Genomic DNA, 14,857 nt, shown 5'->3' with positions numbered 1-14,857 from the left:
CGTGTGTGTGACGCGGGTGGTGGGTGCGTGTGGCGTGCGGCCCACCATCACGGCCACCGCAACGGTCATCGCCCCGCAACCGCCGTCATCTTCACCGTTGCGGTTGCGGCTTCCAGCCCGGCGGCCGCAGGATTCCCAGCAGCTGCCGGACCAGTTCGTCGACGACCTCGTCGAGCGTCGCGTCGACCCAGCCGGCGCTCCAGTCATGCAGCAGGCCGTTGACGCTGCCGATGAAGCCCGTCGCGGCGAGGCGGTAGTCGCGGGGTGCGGCCTCTCCGCGTGCGACGGCCGCGTCGGCCTCGGCGCAGATGAGGTCGACCCAGCCGGCCCGGCGGGCGAGCCGCTGCTCCTCCAGGCGCGGACTGACACCGATGATCTCGACGAAGGTGATGCGGATCCGGCGCGAATCGGCGGCGACGTTCCCGGCATAGGCGCGGAAGACGGCGGTGGCGCGCTCGACCAGCGGCAGGTCCGCGGCGTCCGCGGCCGCCTCCAGAACGGCCGCTTCGGCCCACCCGTTGACCTGGATGTGCAACGCGGCGAGTACGTCCTCAAGGGTGTGGAACTCCTCGTAGAACTGGCGGGTGGAGAGCCCGGCCGTCTCGCTGAGGGCCGCGACCGTGGTGGAGCGGAAGCCGGGGGTGTCGCCGAACAGTTGGAGCGCGGCGTCGAGGAACCGGCGGCGTCGTTCGGCCTGTCGCTCCTCAGCGGTCTTGCCGCCGTAGCGGCCGGTCGGCGCTCTGAGTCTGCCCGGCACCGGCTCTCCCTTCCTCGTTCGAACACCGATTTTGTCGTGCACGCGGTCTTGTGGAGAAGGCCGCCCCTTCCTTACTTTGCAGTAAGTTGACTCTGAAAGCACACGTGTTCAGACTCCGCGCACCTCCCTTTGGCATGCCCCACTCACCATGCTCGCCCCCAGCAGAGACCCCCCAGCAGAGAGGGGAACAGTCATGCCCGTCTTCCGACGCCGGCACCTGTGCTCCGTAGCCGCAGCCCTCGCCCTGACCGTCACCGTTCCCACGACCGCCGCGACCGCGGCCGCCCCGGGCTCCTCCGCCGCGCTGCGCGAGGTGTTGTTCGTGGGCAACAACTGGGACGGCACCGCCGATGTCATCCGGTCCACCGGTGACTTCGCGAAGATCGGCCGCATCAACGTGATCCCCGACAAGGACGAGCGGATGGCGGCGATCAACGCCGATCCGATCAGGTGGATCTACTTCATGGCGATCCGCAACAGCGTCGGCGAGGGCCACGACCAGTTCGTGGACGACATGTACTCGACGCCGGACGGGAAGTCGGTGGTCGTCTCGCGGCCGAGCTTCGCCGACGTCGTGTCGATCGACCTCGCCTCCGGGCGGCTCAACTGGCGCTTCCCCGTGTCCGGTTACCGCTCCGACCACATGGCCGTCTCCCCCGACGGCAAGCGGGTCGCGGTCTCGGCGTCGACCTCCAACACCGTGCATGTGCTGGACATCGTCTCCGGTAAGGAACTGGGCGAGTTCGGCACCGGCGACAAGCCGCACGAGAACATCTTCACCCAGGACGGCAAGTACATCTACAACATGGCGATCGGCGACGTGAACACGCAGACCGACGCCCCGTGGCTGGACTGGACGAAGGGCGACCGGCGCATCACCGTCGTCGACGCCACCACGTTCAAGCAGGTCAAGGTCATCGACATGCGCCCGCAACTGGACGCCCTCGGCCTCAAGGACCACTCCGACGCGGTCCGCCCGGCCGTCTTCTCGCCGGACGAGTCGAAGCTGTACTTCCAGGTTTCCTTCTTCAACGGCTTCTTCGAGTACGACATCGCCACCGCCAAGATCACCCGCACCAAGACCCTGCCGAAGAACCCGGCGACCAGCGACGACCGCACGACCTTCGTCAACGACTCGCGCCACCACGGCATTTCCATGAGCCCGGACGGGCGCAAGCTGTGTGTCGCGGGCACGATGGACGACTACGCCACCGTCGTCGACCGCGCCACCCTCCAGGAGGGCCCGCTCGTCACCGCCTCCAAGCCCTACTGGGCCACGGTCAGCGGTGACGGCAAGTCCTGCGTGGTCTCCGAGAGCGGCACCGACCAGGTCACGGCCATCGACTTCGCCACCGGGAAGAAGGTCGCGTCCGTGCCGGTCGGTGACCACCCGCAGCGCGTCCGGCTCGGCCGGGTGGCGGCCGACTGGACGAGCCCGTCCGCTAGTTGACCTTTTCCGCCGCCCAGGCCGCCAGTTCCGATCGGGCCGCGGCGAGCAGGTCCGCCGATGGCGCCGTCGCCCCGTTGGTCACCAGCGCGTAGTGCAGGACGCCCGAGTCCGGCGCGGTGAGCAGCAGGCGGCGGCTTCCCGTGCCGCCGGGCTCCGGGGCCACGCCGACCGGGGTCGAGGCGGTGTACCCCGGCGGGGCATGGACCGTGCCCAGGTCGGAGACGACCGTGGTGGACGCGGCCGGGAAACTCGCCGGAAGGTGCAGTTCGGTGGGCGCCGGGCCGCCGTCCGAGCGCCACAGCAGCAGCCCGTACTGCCCCGATCCCACCAGCCGTTGCACGTTCGGCAGGGAACCGGGCACGGGGTTCCAGGTCAGGGTCGTCGAGCCGTCGCGGGAGCGGTCCTCGTAGGTGAAGGCGACGGTCTCACCGGCCGTGGCGCTCGGGTAGAGGCGGTCCAGGAGGCGGGCGTCCTGGCGCAGCACGGGCTTGCCCGCGTCGTCGAGGCGTACGGCGGACAGGTCCTCGTCGTTCCAGGCGTCGCCGGCGGTGAGGACCTTGTCGGCATTGCCGTTCATCAGCTCGCGGTGGCGGCCGTTGTAGATGTCCCACTGCCACTGGGAGCCGGAGAGCACGCGCCCCGAGGCCGCCGGGTCGGCCCACCAGTCGGCGCCCTTCACACGGGAGTCGAGGGCCTGGTACATCGCCTTGAGGACGGTTGGCGCCTTGTCGGAGACGTTGCCCGCCAGCGGATGCCCGAACTCGCTGACCACGGCGGCCGTCCGCGCGGCTGCGGCCCGGTCGCGGACGGTGCGGAAGTCGTTCGCGTACTGGCCGTCGGCCGCCTTGCCCCACATGAAGACGCCGGAGATGGCCTTCTGGTCGTAGAAGTGCGTGTTGAAGACGTAGCGCGGGCCGAGGGTGCCGGCGTCGAGCAGGCCACCCTCCTGCTTCTGGAAGTCGAGGTTGGCGTTCCAGAAGAGGTTCGGCTCGACGAAGGCGGGCTTGTCGCGCCAGCCGGCCGTGTCCATGCGGGTCCGGAACTTCTCGTAGAAGGGCCAGAGCACGTCCTTCTCCCAGGCCCGGCTGGTCTGCCCGGAGTCGAGGACGCCGGGGTGCGGCTCGTTGTAGGGGTCGAATCCGGCGACGCCTCTGAACTGGTCCGCGCCCAGGTGCTGCCGCATGTACGCCATGGTCTTCTGGGCGGTGGCGAGGAAGGCGTCCTGCACGCCGTGCGCGTTGTGCCAGAAGTCGTAGGTGGCACGTTTCACCGCCTCGTTCTGGGTGATGTTCTGCCCCCAGAAGAGGCAGATCCCGCAGGACTCGTCCGGGTAGTTCCCGGCGTCCACCGCCCACTTGGGGGCGCCGTCGCCGGTGTACCAGCTGTCGGTGTCGAACAGGTGCTGGGAGTAGAGGTCCTGGTGGAAGTCGGGGTAGACGCGGATGCCGGCGTCGAGGAACGCCTTCATCTGGTCGGTGGCGGCGGCCAGGTAGGCCGTGTCGACCTGGCCGCGCTCGGGCTCGGCGTAGGCCCAGGAGAGCAGGAAGCGGACGGTGTTGCCGCCGCCGAGGGCCCGCAGCGCGGTCGCCGACTTACGGGCGTCGGCGGCCGAGGCGAAGGGCAGGCCCTTGTTCTCCGCGAGCTTGGTCTCGCCGGAGACGTTGTAGCCGCGCAGTACGATCTCGCGACCGTGGGCATCGGTGAAGCGGCCGTCCCGCACCGTGACGGTGGGGTCGTCGAACCAGAGGGAGCCGGTAGGTGGCGCGGCGGTGGCCGGCGGGACGCCCGCCACCGACACCGAACCGAAGAGGACGACCAGGACGACCAGGAGACGCGCTCGGATAGTCGGCATGTCCACTACAGTCCGGCGATATCAGGACACCGTCAACCCTTCTGACTTTGGAGTAAGTTCCGTCCGGACAACCCTCACACGTCAGCCACCGAGCCTCCGTGTCACGTTCAACAAGTACTCCTTCCTGTTCAGCGGGTTGGGGTCGGTGCGCGGGCGCTCGGGGATCGTGCCGTGCGTGACGGGAGCGTAGTGAGCGAAGGAGCTCTCCAGCTCCCCCTCGCCCCGGGTGAGCCCCGGCAGCCTCTGTTCGAGGGCGTGCACCCGGGCGGCCGGCACGGTGCCTTCGAGCACACAGACCTCCTCCCGGTTCCGGGTCGTCCCGGGTACGGCCGCGAGCTGGGCGAGGACCGGCAGCAGGGCGCCGAGGGTGTCGGCGGGCGCCTCGATCCGGAAGGGTGCATCGGCTCGTGGACCCGCGTCCCGGCCCGCCGCAGCGCCTCGATCAGCACCAGCGGTGTCACGCCCCGGAAGTCGGCCCCGGTGCTCGACATGCTCTTGTCGAAGCCCTGGTGGGCATGGCTCTGGCGGGGCCAGTAGCCGCTGTGCGTCATGGTGACCACGCAGTCGGTGACCTGCCAGCCGTGCAGTCCCTGGTCGAGGGTCTCGCGCACGGTGTCCTCGACGGCCTTGAAGAAGGCGTACGGCATCGCGCCGAGCTCTACCTCCAGCCGGAAGGCCACGCCCGAGCCGACCGGCGCGGGCTCGAGGCGCAGACCGACCGTCGCGAGGAACGGGTTGGGGTCCTTCTTGATGAACTCCGCGGCCTGCCCCGTGCCGACGGGCCGTTCGACGCACAGCGGCGTCGTCTCGCGGAAGCCGACGTCGAGTCCGTACTCGTCGGCGAGCGTGGCCTGGATGACCTCCTTCTGCACCTCGCCGTAGAGGGAGACGGAGGTCTCCCGGCGGCGTTCGTCGTGGCGCAGGCCGATCAGCGGGTCCTGCTCGGCGAGCTGGGTGAGGGCGAGGTGGAGCGCTCCCCGGGGCACGTCCGGGCCGGGGACGACGACCGTCTCCAGGGTCGGCGGGGCGAAGACGTGCTCGTACGCCGTGCGGGGTTCGCCGATCGCGTCGCCGACGCGGATGTCTCCGAGCCCGGTGAGACGGGCGATCCGGCCGGCCGCGACGCGGTCGGCACGCGTGTCCGTGCCGTGCCCGAAGACGCTGATGCCGGTGATCCGGCCCTCGGCGCCGGCCGCTCCGAAGGGGACCCGGTCGCGGGTGCGCAGGGTCCCGGAGAACATCCGTGCGTAGGCCACCTTCTCCCCCGCCAGGCCCCGGTCGACCTTGAACACGGTGGCGGAGACCGGCCCGTCCGCGTCCCCGTCGGCGGCGGGCAGCAGTGTCTGGATGCCGGACAGGAGCGCCCCCACGCCCGCGCCTGTGGCGGCGGAACCGACGTACACCGGGTGGACGAGCGCCTCACGGGTCTGCGCGACGAGCGACCCGTGCAGCAGGGCGTCCGTGAGGGTGTTCTCGACGTACGCGGCCAGCAGGACGTCGTCGTGCCCGGTCAGGACGTCGAGGGTGCCGGCCGCCGCCGGTCCGGGGACGGGAATGACGCGGGCCGCGCGGGTGCCGAGGCCGGTGGCGGTCACCATCGGCACGATCGCGGGGGTCAGCCGGGCCCGGATCTCCCGCAGCACCGCGTCGTGGCGTGCCCCGCTCCGGTCGATCTTGTTGACGAAGAGCAGGGTCGGGATGCGCAGCCGCTGGAGCGTGCGCATCAGCACCCGGGTCTGCGCCTGCACCCCTTCGACGGCGGAGATCACGAGGACGACGCCGTCCAGCACGCCGAGGACGCGCTCCACCTCAGCGATGAAGTCCGGGTGGCCTGGGGTGTCGATGAGGTTGACGGTCACGCCGTCGAGCGGGAACGAGACGACGGCGGACTTGATGGTGATGCCGCGCTGCCGCTCCAGGGCGAGGGTGTCGGTTCGGGTGTTCCCGTCGTCGACACTGCCGATCTCGTCGATCACCCCGGCCGAATGGAGCAGCCGCTCGGTCAGGCTGGTCTTACCCGCGTCGACATGGGCGAGAATTCCAAGGTTGAGCATGTGCACGAAGCGTCATGTCCTTCAGAGAGGTCCGTTCCTGGCTGGGGGGACATGCACGCTGTGCGCATTCGGAACTCCTCCGGACTCGGTGACGCCGTTGACCCGAGCAGTGCACCAGACCGGCACGGGGCGCCACAACGGAATTAAGGGTCTGTCGTTTGGATCAGTCCGCAGGAAATCGACGGTGCTGTTCAGCGCCGGTGAGCGGGGTCTGGTGCGTGCAGCTGCAAGGCGGAGGAGGGCGTCGACGCGATGGGGGTCCCTCCCGCGCGAGCGCAGCCGAGCGTGGGGGAGTCGGCAACCGACGGCAACGCGGCAGTGTGCGTGCCAGACCCCGCGTCTGTGGCCTGATCCAAACGACAGGCCCTCTAGCCGCTGCCGGGGTACCCGGCGGGGTGCGCGCAAGGAGAGGAGCGGCTCGTGCGTGACGTTCTCCCGGTACTCGGCCGCTGGTACGCGGCCGGCGTCCCGTTCGGCCTCGCGACGGTCGTCCAGGTCAGCCGCAGCGCACCACGTGACCCGGGCGCGGCGATGGCCGTGGGCCCGGACGAGGAGGTCGTGGGCAGTGTGTCCGGGGGGTGCGTCGAGGGCGCGGTGTTCGAACTGGCGCAGGAGGTCGCCGCGGGCGGCGAGGCCCGTCTTGAGACCTTCGGTTACAGCGACGAGGACGCCTTCTCGGTCGGCCTGACCTGCGGCGGCGAGATCACCGTCCTCGTGCGCGCGGTCACGCCCGAGGGGGATCCCGGCTTCGGCGCGGTCGCCGACTCGGTCGCGGCGGGTGAGCCGGTCACCGTGGCGACCGTCACCGACGGGCCGGCGCCGCGCGGGGCGGCCCTCGCCGTCTGGCCGGACCGGGCCCTCGGCACGCTCGGCGCGAGCGGCCTGGACGCGGCCGTGACCGCCGACGCCCGCGGGGAACTCGCCCTCGGAGCCACCGGCCTGCGGCACTACGGGCCCCAGGGGCAGCGCCGCGAGGACGCCGTGAGCGTCTTCCTGCAGTCCTTCGCACCGCCGCCGCGGATGCTGGTCTTCGGCGCGATCGACTACGCCGCGGCCGTGGCCCGCATCGGCGACTTCCTCGGCTACCGGGTCACCGTCTGCGACGCCCGCCCGGTCTTCGCCACGCCCCGGCGCTTCCCCGAGGGGGTGGAGGTGGTCGCGCGGTGGCCGCACCGCTATCTGCGCGAGACGGACACGGACGAGCGCACGGTGATCTGTGTCCTGACACACGACCCCAAGTTCGACGTGCCGCTGCTGACGGAGGCGCTGCGCCGCCCGGCCGCCTACATCGGGGCGATGGGCAGCCGCCGCACCCACACCGACCGGGCAGCGCGACTGGCCGGGGCCGGGCTCACGGAGTCCGAGCTGTCCCGGCTGCGCTCACCGGTCGGCCTCGACCTCGGGGCCCGTACGCCCGAGGAGGTGGCGGTGTCCGTCGCCGCCGAGATCGTGGCGCTGCGCTGGGGCGGCAGCGGCGCGCCGCTGACCGCCACGGAGGGGGCGGTGCATCCGCACCGAACATCCTGATCACCGGCACCGCTCCCGGTCAGTCACCGTCAGGCCGGGTTCGTACGTCGGGTCGCAGTCTGCGCATCGGCAACCAGCCCACCAGCCTCACCAGCCCTGGCGGACTCGCCTCTTGCCTCGGGCGGCGGGCACCCGTACGCTCACCGCCGTACCGACTGGCCGGTATGCAGCCGAGGAGAGGTGCCGGACATGAGCACGATCAACCACCAGATACGCCTGGCCGCACGTCCCGTGGGAGAGCCGCGCCCCACCGACTGGCAGCATGCCGAGGAGTCGGCCGGGCAGCCGGGCGACGGCGAGTTCCTGGTACAGGTGCTCTGTCTGTCGATCGACCCGGCGATGCGCGGCTGGATGAACGCGGGCAGGTCCTACATCCGCCCGGTGGAGATCGGCGAGGTGATGCGCGCCGGCGCCGTGGGGAGGGTGGTCGCCTCCCGGCACTCCGGGTTCGCGGTCGGCGACCACGTGTCGGGCACGTTCGGCGTGCAGGAGTACTGCGTGTCGGACGGGCGCGGCGTGACCAAGGTCGACCCTGCGGCGGCCCCCTTGCCGACCTACCTCGGCACGCTCGGCATGTCGGGCCTGACGGCCTACTTCGGCCTGATCGAGGTCGGGCGTCCCGAACCGGGGCAGACCGTCGTGGTCTCCGGTGCGGCCGGGGCCGTCGGCAGCGTCGTCGGGCAGATAGCCAAGATCCTCGGCTGCCGGGTCGTCGGCATCGCCGGCGGCGAGGCCAAGTGCCGGATGGTGGTGGACGAGTTCGGGTTCGACGCCGCGATCGACTACCAGAGCGAGGACGTCCGCAAGGCGCTGCGCGAGCACGCCCCCGACGGTGTCGACGTGTACTTCGACAACGTCGGCGGCGATGTCCTGGACGCCGTGCTGCTGCGGCTGGCGCGCGGCGCCCGCGTGGTCGTCTGCGGCGCGATCTCCCAGTACAACAGCATCAGGCCGCAGGGCCCCGCCAACTACCTGTCCTTGCTGGTGAACCGCGCCTCCATGACGGGCATCGTGGTGTTCGACTACGCCGATCGGTACGCGGAGGGCATCGCGCGGATGGCCGCATGGCGGGCCGAGGGCCGGCTGAAGTCCCTGGAGGACGTGGTGTCCGGCTCGGTCGCGGAGTTCCCCGAGACCCTGATGCGCCTGTTCCGTGGTGACAACCACGGCAAGCTGGTGCTGAAGATCGCGGACTGACCGGGCGCGAGGGGAGGGAGAGATCCGATGAAGGCACTGACCTACCAGGGCCGTCACGACATCCGCTACGGCGAGGCCCCCGACCCGGCAGTCACCAGCCCCGCGGACGCGGTGGTTCAGGTGACCGCGGCCGGCATCTGCGGCAGAGGACATCTCCGACGACGCCGCCGTCGTCCTGACGGACAACGCCCCCACCGCCTGGTACGGCTGCCGCCGTGCCCGTATCCGGCCCGGTGAGACCGTCCTGGTCATCGGCCTCGGCCCGGTCGGCCTGATGGCCGCCCAGTCCGCCTTCGCGATGGGCGCGGCCCGGGTGCTGGGCGTGGACCTGGTCGCGGAACGCCGCGCCTTCGCCGCCGGCCTGGGCGTCGAGCCGGTCGAGGGTGACGACGCGCGGGCCGCCATCCGGGACATGACCGGCGGCCGTGGGCCGGACGCCGTGGTGGAGGCGGTGGGTTCCGACGCCACCATCGCACTGGCCGTCAAGGCCGTCCGGCAGGCCGGCCGGGTCAGCGTCATCGGGGTCAGCCAGAACAAGGCATTCCCGTTCCACATGTATCTGGCGCAGGTCAAGGAACTGGAGTTCGCCATCGGGTTGTGCTCGGTGCACTTCGAGCTCCCTCCTCTGATCGCGCTCACCCGTGCCGGCCGGATCAAGCCCGAGGTCGTGGTCTCCCATCGCTTCGCCCTCTCCGAGGGCCCCGCCGCGTACGAACTGTTCGCAGGCCGCTCAGACGGCGTCCGCAAGGTCCTCCTCGACCCGACCGGCTGACTGCTCCCGGCCACACACCTACCGGTCGGTCGGCCGGTCTCCTAGGGTGAGCCTCTCGGAGACTGGAGGCCGCGATGTCACAGCGCCACGAAGCCGCCCGACCGACCCGTCCGCGGCTGACGCCGCTCCCCGAAGCACAGTGGGACCCACGCACCCGGGAACTGCTGGCCATCGCTCCCCGCGACCCCGGGGGCGGGGCCCCGAACATCTTCACCACGCTCGTCCGCCATCCCGACCTCTACGAGCGCTTCATGCCGTTCGGCGGCCAGTTGCTCGTCGGCGGCCGACTGCCGGGAGAAGTGCGCGAGTTACTGATCCTGCGCACCGCGTGGAACACCGGCTCGCGGTACGAGTGGGGGCGGCACCTCCCCCTGGCCAGGGCCGAGGGCGTCACGGACGCGGACATCGACCGAGTCGGCGAAGGGCCGGAGGCACCCGGCTGGACGGACCTCCAGAGGCACCTGATCCGGGCGGCGGACGAGCTGAACCGCGATGCCACGATGTCCGACGCCACGTGGGAAGGTCTGGCCGAGCACTTCGACGAGGCCGAACTGATCGAGATCGTGATGCTGGTGGGGCAGTACCACATGGTGGCGTACTTCCTGAATGCCACCGGTGTGGAACTGGAGCCCGGTTTCGACGGCACCGGCTTCGCGGAGGGGCAGGCGGGCACCTAGGCGAGCTGCGAGCCGTCATGTGCCGGTCTGCGGGACGGGCGTGGACCAGGTCGAAGGCCCGGCCGGGGGTTCGTCGCGGGCGACGTCGTGCCGGAGCACCTCCAGGCACGGTTCAGTTCGGTGCGCGGGGCGGGAGCCGGTGCAGTTCCACGTTCGTGAGCAGCCCGCCGGCGACCGTGGCGGTCATGTACGTGCAGTGCGGCTGGCGGCGGCGGTCCGTCGGGGAACCCGGGTTGAGCAGGCGCAGGCCGGTGGGGGCCGTGGTGTCCCAGGGGATGTGGCTGTGGCCGAAGACCAGCACGTCCAGGCCGGGGAAGCGGGCGGCGCACCGCTGTTCCCGGCCCTGCTTGGCGCCCGTCTCGTGGATCACGCCGAACCGCACCCCTTCCAGTTCGGCGTACGCCACCTCCGGCAGCCGGGCGCGCAGATCCGGCCCGTCGTTGTTGCCGTACACCCCGACGAGCCGGTGACAGCGGGCCTCCAGCAGATCGAGCGTCTCCGTGTCGACCCAGTCCCCGGCGTGGAACACCACGTCGGCGTGGGGGATCTCGGCGAGCAGGGGGCTGGGAAGGCTCTTGGCACGCTTGGGCAGGTGGGTGTCGGACATCAGCAGCAGTCGCACCTCATCACTCTAGAGGGTGCCGCTCAATATCCACTTATACGGATGAATCGGCACCCAGGTTGACCGAGCGCACCCTGCTGCTCGCCGACCTCCACCGCCGCGGCCCGCTGTGGCGTCTGCGCACCATGGGGCAGGAGGGGGACGACCAAGGGCTGGGCGCCCTTGCCCGGGGCCACGGTGTGCATGTCTCGGGCTGAAGCGCACCTTGACCGCGAACAGACAGACACCGCAGCTCAGTTGCCCTGCGGGCAGAGATGATCACGGCGAGGCCTCGAAAGGTGAGGCGGCCTCGCCCAGCGGGTTAGCATCGGGCAACACGCAGTACAACAGGACGTCTACGGCGAGCGACCCGAAGGGGCCCGGAAACCCGATGCCGGTCAAGGTCAGCGTCATCATCCCCGTGTACAACCCGGGGGTCTACATCGAGGACTGCATCTCCTCGCTGCAGCGGCAGTCGCTGCCTCCCGACGAGTTCGAGGTGATCTTCGTCGACGACGGCTCGACCGACGAGACCCCGGCCCGGCTCGACGCGCTGGCCGCCGAGGATCCCCGGATGAAGGTCATCCACCAGGAGAACTCCGGCTGGTCGGGCAAGCCCCGCAACGTCGGCATCGAGGCCTCCCGGGGCGAGTTCGTGATGTTCGTCGACAACGACGACTACCTGGGCGACGAAGCCCTGGAGCGGATGTACGACTACGGCGTGGCCAACGGCGCCGACGTCGTCGTGGGCAAGATGGCCGGCAAGAACCGCGGGGTGCCGGTGGAGCTGTTCCGCCGCAACCATCCGCGCGCCACCGTCGAGAACGCCCCGCTCATCGACAGCCTCACTCCGCACAAGATGTTCCGCCGGGCCTTCCTGGACCGCATCGGCCTGCGCTTTCCCGAGGGCAGGCGGCGCCTGGAGGACCACGTCTTCATCGCCGAGGCGTATCTGCGCGCGGAGAACGTCTCCGTGCTCAGCGACTACGTCTGCTACTACCACCTCCGGCGGGACGACGGCTCCAACGCCGGGTTCGAACGCTTCGACCCGGTCGGCTACTTCAGGAACCTGCGCGAGGCCCTCGACGTCGTCGAGCGGTACACCGAGCCCGGTCCGGTGCGTGACCGGCTTTTCCGGCGCTGGCTGCGGGTGGAGATGGTGGAGCGGCTGCGGTCCCGGCGCCTGCTGAACCTGCCGGACGACTACCGCAGGGAGCTGTTCGGCGAGATCCACGAGGTCGTCGTCGAGCGCTTCGGGCCCGGCGTCGCGGCCGGTCTGCAACCGACGCAGCAGGTCGTCGCCGCGCTGGCGGCGGCGGACCGCTACGACGACGTGGTGGCCTTCGCGGAGTGGGAGGCCGGTGTCGCCCCCCGGGCGACCCCCGGGGACATCGCATGGCACGACGGCTCCCTCCGCATCGGCTTCACGGCCGAGTACCTGTCCGGCGGCGAGCCGATGCTGTTCCCGGCCGGCGCCGAGGCCACGCCGCTGACCGACGTGCCCAAGGACGTGACCGAGGCTGTGCGGTGGGTGGCCTCGGAGACCGCCGCGCGGTTCGGGCAGGCCACGGCCGATCTGCTGCTGCGGGAGCGCTCCAGCGCCGCGCAGTACTTCCAGCCGGTGGAGTTCACGCGCGAGACCGTGCCGGTCGGGGACGGCGAGGAGGTCCGGCTGGTGCTGCGGGCGACCGCCACGGTCGACCCGGCCGCCCTGCCGCGTGACGGCGCCTGGGACGCGCTCGTCCGGGTGAAGGCGGGCGGCTGGACCAAGGAGTGCCGCCTGGGCCCGGCGCCGCGCGAGGACCGGCCCACGCCGGAGGTGGGCGTCGTCGGCGACCGCCCGGTGCTGCCGTACTGGACCGAGCCGCACGGCAACTTCTCCCTGGAGCTCCGTCCGCGCGGCAAGCGGCTCGGGCTGGGCCGTGTGCAGCTGGGGGACGTCGCCGTCTCCGACGAGCGGTTCCGGGTACTGCTTCCGGTGCACGTCACCGGCGACACCGACGTGCGGCTGAGATTCGTCTCCTCCCGCCGGATCCTGGAGCTGCCGGGCACGCTGTCCCCCGAGGCGGACCGGCCGGGCTCGGTGCTGGCGGCGGACCTGCCCGCCGAGGATCTCTCGGGCGACGTCTGGCGGGTGGCCGTGTGCCTGACCCCGGGCTCCGACCGGGCGCGCTTCACCGGCCTGCCGTTCGCCCTGCGGGCCGGCGGCGGGAGCGTGCTGGTGACGCCGGCGCCGGGACCCGGTGTCGCGCTGCGGCTGGCCCGGCGCGCGCGACGCGTGCTCGGTGCCGCGCGCCGGAAGGTGAATTCCCGTATCAAGGCCGGAGGACGGTGACGGCATGCGACCGCTGGGCATAGAGGGCGCTTGGGTTCTGGAGCCCAAGATCTTCCCGGACGACCGGGGCAGCTTCCACGAGTGGTACCGCGGTGCGGAGTTCCGCGAGGCGACGGGGCACGACCTGTCCCTGGCGCAGGCCAACTGCTCGATCTCGCGGCGGGGCGTGCTGCGGGGCGTGCACTTCGCCGACGTGCCGCCCAGCCAGGCAAAGTACATCACCTGTGTACGCGGTGCCGTCCTGGACGTGGTGATCGACATCCGTGTGGGCTCCCCGACCTACGGGGAGTGGGAGGCCGTACGGCTGGACGACGACACGCGGCACGCGGTGTTCCTCGCGGAGGGCCTCGGACACGCCTTCATGGCTCTCACGGACGACGCGACCGTGGTCTACCTGTGCTCGGAGGGCTACGCCCCGGGCCGCGAACACGGCATCCACCCCCTCGACCCGGCCCTGGGCATCGAGTGGCCCGAGGGCATCACCCCGCTCCTCTCCCCCAAGGACGAGCAGGCCCCGACCCTGGCTGAGGCGGAACGCCGGGGGCTGCTGCCGTCGTACGAGGCCTGCCTGGCGTACTACGCGGAACTGCGGGGCGGGCAGGGGACGTAGCCCCGGCCCCCTGGGACACACCGCAGGCCCGGACGCGTGCAGCGTCCGGGCCTGCGGTGTGTCAGGCCGGGAAGGCCGTCGGCGCCGGGCGGTGGTCGGCGCCGTCGCTCAGCTGCTCACACCGACCTGCTGCAGGGCCTTGCGCAGGGGCTCCCAGCCGACGGCACGGGGCAGGCCCCGGTTGCGGGCCTGGGTGAGGGGACGCCAGAAGCCCGCTCCCAGGAGGGTCTCGGGGCTGACCGCGCCGGCCCGCTCCAGGATCGCCTCGGGGACCTTCTGCGGGTCGGGGATCTTGTACTCGGCCATGATCTCGTCGTACTTGTCGTGCAGGACCCGGTTGTCCGGGTCGGCGCCGAAGACGACCAGCTGGCCGGTGGGGGCGGTGTCCACCTGCACCGTGACCAGGTCAGGCCGGTAGCGCGCCAGCACCTCGGTCATCTTGTAGACGTCGCCGGTCCAGGCGTTGGTGTGCCGGTCCCGGGCCGCCTCGTCGATGCTGCGCGGCAGCATGTCGTCGAGGACGATCACACTGCCCCAGTCCGAGTACTTCTCGACGTTCATGAAGTCGCGCAGCGCGAACTCGAACAGGTGCATGCCGTCGATGAACGACAGGTCCAGCGTCGTGCGGCGCCAGTAGCCGATCGGGCTGCGGCCGCGGCGCAGGTTGCGCAGCGGGTGACGGCCGCCCTTGAGGTGCTGGAGCGGATTGTCACGCGCGAAGAAGTCGTCGCTGGTGGCCTTCACCAGGTGGACGTCGCACCTCAGCTCCGAAACCACCTTGAAGGCCGGATCGATCGCGATGCTGGGGACGCGGGACAGCGTCAGGCTGCGCCCGTCGTTGACGCCGATCTCCAGGTAGTTGCGGTTGGCGCTGACCTTGTGCAGTTCCCGGAGGAACTCATGGCGTTTCACGAGGAAGACCTTCCTTGCGGATGCGGGGCAGTGCTTCATGCAGGGCGGAGCGCCAGTCGCGCGGCAGCGGCAGGCCGATCTCCTGCCACCGTCCGTGGGCGAGGGCGCTGTAC

13 protein-coding genes and 2 pseudogenes are annotated in these 14,857 nt (G+C 71.1%); 9 read left to right on the top strand and 6 right to left on the bottom strand.

The features are described from left to right. Window positions 1-91: 91 nt before the first annotated feature. On the bottom strand, window positions 92-757 hold the full coding sequence (locus C1J00_RS23835) for a TetR/AcrR family transcriptional regulator (RefSeq protein ID WP_102911097.1): 666 nt from the start codon (window positions 755-757) through the stop codon (window positions 92-94). Between the two features lie 193 nt (window positions 758-950). Here C1J00_RS23835 and C1J00_RS23830 point away from each other — a divergent pair, with 193 nt between their 5' ends. Beyond that, window positions 951-2,207 carry a YncE family protein gene (locus C1J00_RS23830; protein WP_102911096.1) on the top strand — a complete coding sequence of 419 codons (1,257 nt, stop codon included), beginning with the start codon at window positions 951-953 and terminating at the stop codon, window positions 2,205-2,207. Here the strand turns inward: C1J00_RS23830 and C1J00_RS23825 are convergent. Both C1J00_RS23825 and C1J00_RS23820 read right to left on the bottom strand, forming a co-directional pair. Beyond that, window positions 2,200-4,059 carry a cellulase family glycosylhydrolase gene (locus C1J00_RS23825; protein WP_102911099.1) on the bottom strand — a complete coding sequence of 620 codons (1,860 nt, stop codon included), beginning with the start codon at window positions 4,057-4,059 and terminating at the stop codon, window positions 2,200-2,202. The two genes, C1J00_RS23830 and C1J00_RS23825, sit on opposite strands and share 8 nt — an antisense overlap. A gap of 81 nt (window positions 4,060-4,140) precedes the next feature. Then, a pseudogene (locus C1J00_RS23820) lies at window positions 4,141-6,119 on the bottom strand (GTP-binding protein). A gap of 414 nt (window positions 6,120-6,533) precedes the next feature. Between C1J00_RS23820 and C1J00_RS23815 the strand changes: the two are divergent. The 5 genes from C1J00_RS23815 (at window position 6,534) to C1J00_RS23800 (ending at window position 10,286) form a co-directional block, all read left to right on the top strand. Further along, complete coding sequence (locus C1J00_RS23815; protein ID WP_102911095.1) at window positions 6,534-7,640, top strand: XdhC family protein; 1,107 nt, start codon at window positions 6,534-6,536, stop codon at window positions 7,638-7,640. 189 nt (window positions 7,641-7,829) lie between these two features. Then, entirely contained in the window at window positions 7,830-8,837 is a 1,008-nt protein-coding gene (locus C1J00_RS23810) for an NADP-dependent oxidoreductase (RefSeq protein WP_180989666.1), read from the top strand. Between the two features lie 27 nt (window positions 8,838-8,864). Continuing rightward, a complete protein-coding gene (locus tag C1J00_RS46960; RefSeq protein WP_245936476.1) occupies window positions 8,865-9,074 on the top strand; it encodes a hypothetical protein in 210 nt (69 codons plus the stop codon). A 37-nt stretch (window positions 9,075-9,111) separates the two neighbouring features. Then, a complete protein-coding gene (locus C1J00_RS23805; RefSeq protein ID WP_245936475.1) occupies window positions 9,112-9,609 on the top strand; it encodes a zinc-binding dehydrogenase in 498 nt (165 codons plus the stop codon). A gap of 74 nt (window positions 9,610-9,683) precedes the next feature. Further along, entirely contained in the window at window positions 9,684-10,286 is a 603-nt protein-coding gene (locus C1J00_RS23800; RefSeq protein ID WP_102911094.1) for a carboxymuconolactone decarboxylase family protein, read from the top strand. Between the two features lie 112 nt (window positions 10,287-10,398). Here C1J00_RS23800 and C1J00_RS23795 read toward each other — a convergent pair whose 3' ends face one another. Further along, window positions 10,399-10,908 (bottom strand): metallophosphoesterase family protein, encoded by a 510-nt coding sequence (locus tag C1J00_RS23795; protein ID WP_102911093.1) that lies wholly within the window; start codon window positions 10,906-10,908, stop codon window positions 10,399-10,401. 59 nt (window positions 10,909-10,967) lie between these two features. On the opposite strand from C1J00_RS23795, the gene C1J00_RS44740 reads away from it, so the two are divergent. From C1J00_RS44740 to rfbC, 3 genes are all read left to right on the top strand, one after another. Next, window positions 10,968-11,105 (top strand): hypothetical protein, encoded by a 138-nt coding sequence (locus C1J00_RS44740; protein ID WP_180989665.1) that lies wholly within the window; start codon window positions 10,968-10,970, stop codon window positions 11,103-11,105. 173 nt (window positions 11,106-11,278) lie between these two features. Then, complete coding sequence (locus tag C1J00_RS23790; RefSeq protein ID WP_102911092.1) at window positions 11,279-13,222, top strand: glycosyltransferase family 2 protein; 1,944 nt, start codon at window positions 11,279-11,281, stop codon at window positions 13,220-13,222. Window positions 13,223-13,226: 4 nt separating this feature from the next. Next, window positions 13,227-13,832, top strand: coding sequence for a dTDP-4-dehydrorhamnose 3,5-epimerase (gene rfbC / locus C1J00_RS23785; protein ID WP_102911091.1), 606 nt, complete (start codon window positions 13,227-13,229; stop codon window positions 13,830-13,832). 108 nt (window positions 13,833-13,940) lie between these two features. Here rfbC and C1J00_RS23780 read toward each other — a convergent pair whose 3' ends face one another. Together C1J00_RS23780 and C1J00_RS46955 are read right to left on the bottom strand one after the other, a co-directional pair. Next, complete coding sequence (locus C1J00_RS23780) at window positions 13,941-14,744, bottom strand: class I SAM-dependent methyltransferase (protein WP_102911090.1); 804 nt, start codon at window positions 14,742-14,744, stop codon at window positions 13,941-13,943. Beyond that, window positions 14,731-14,857: pseudogene (locus C1J00_RS46955) on the bottom strand (dTDP-4-dehydrorhamnose reductase); the annotation flags it as partial. The gene C1J00_RS23780 and the pseudogene C1J00_RS46955, both read right to left, overlap by 14 nt.

It is taken from the genome of Streptomyces cahuitamycinicus, assembly GCF_002891435.1.
Taxonomy (GTDB): Bacteria; Actinomycetota; Actinomycetes; order Streptomycetales; family Streptomycetaceae; genus Streptomyces; species Streptomyces cahuitamycinicus.
The sequence above is the reverse complement of the archived record's forward strand: the minus strand, read 5'-3'. Positions and strand labels throughout refer to the sequence as shown.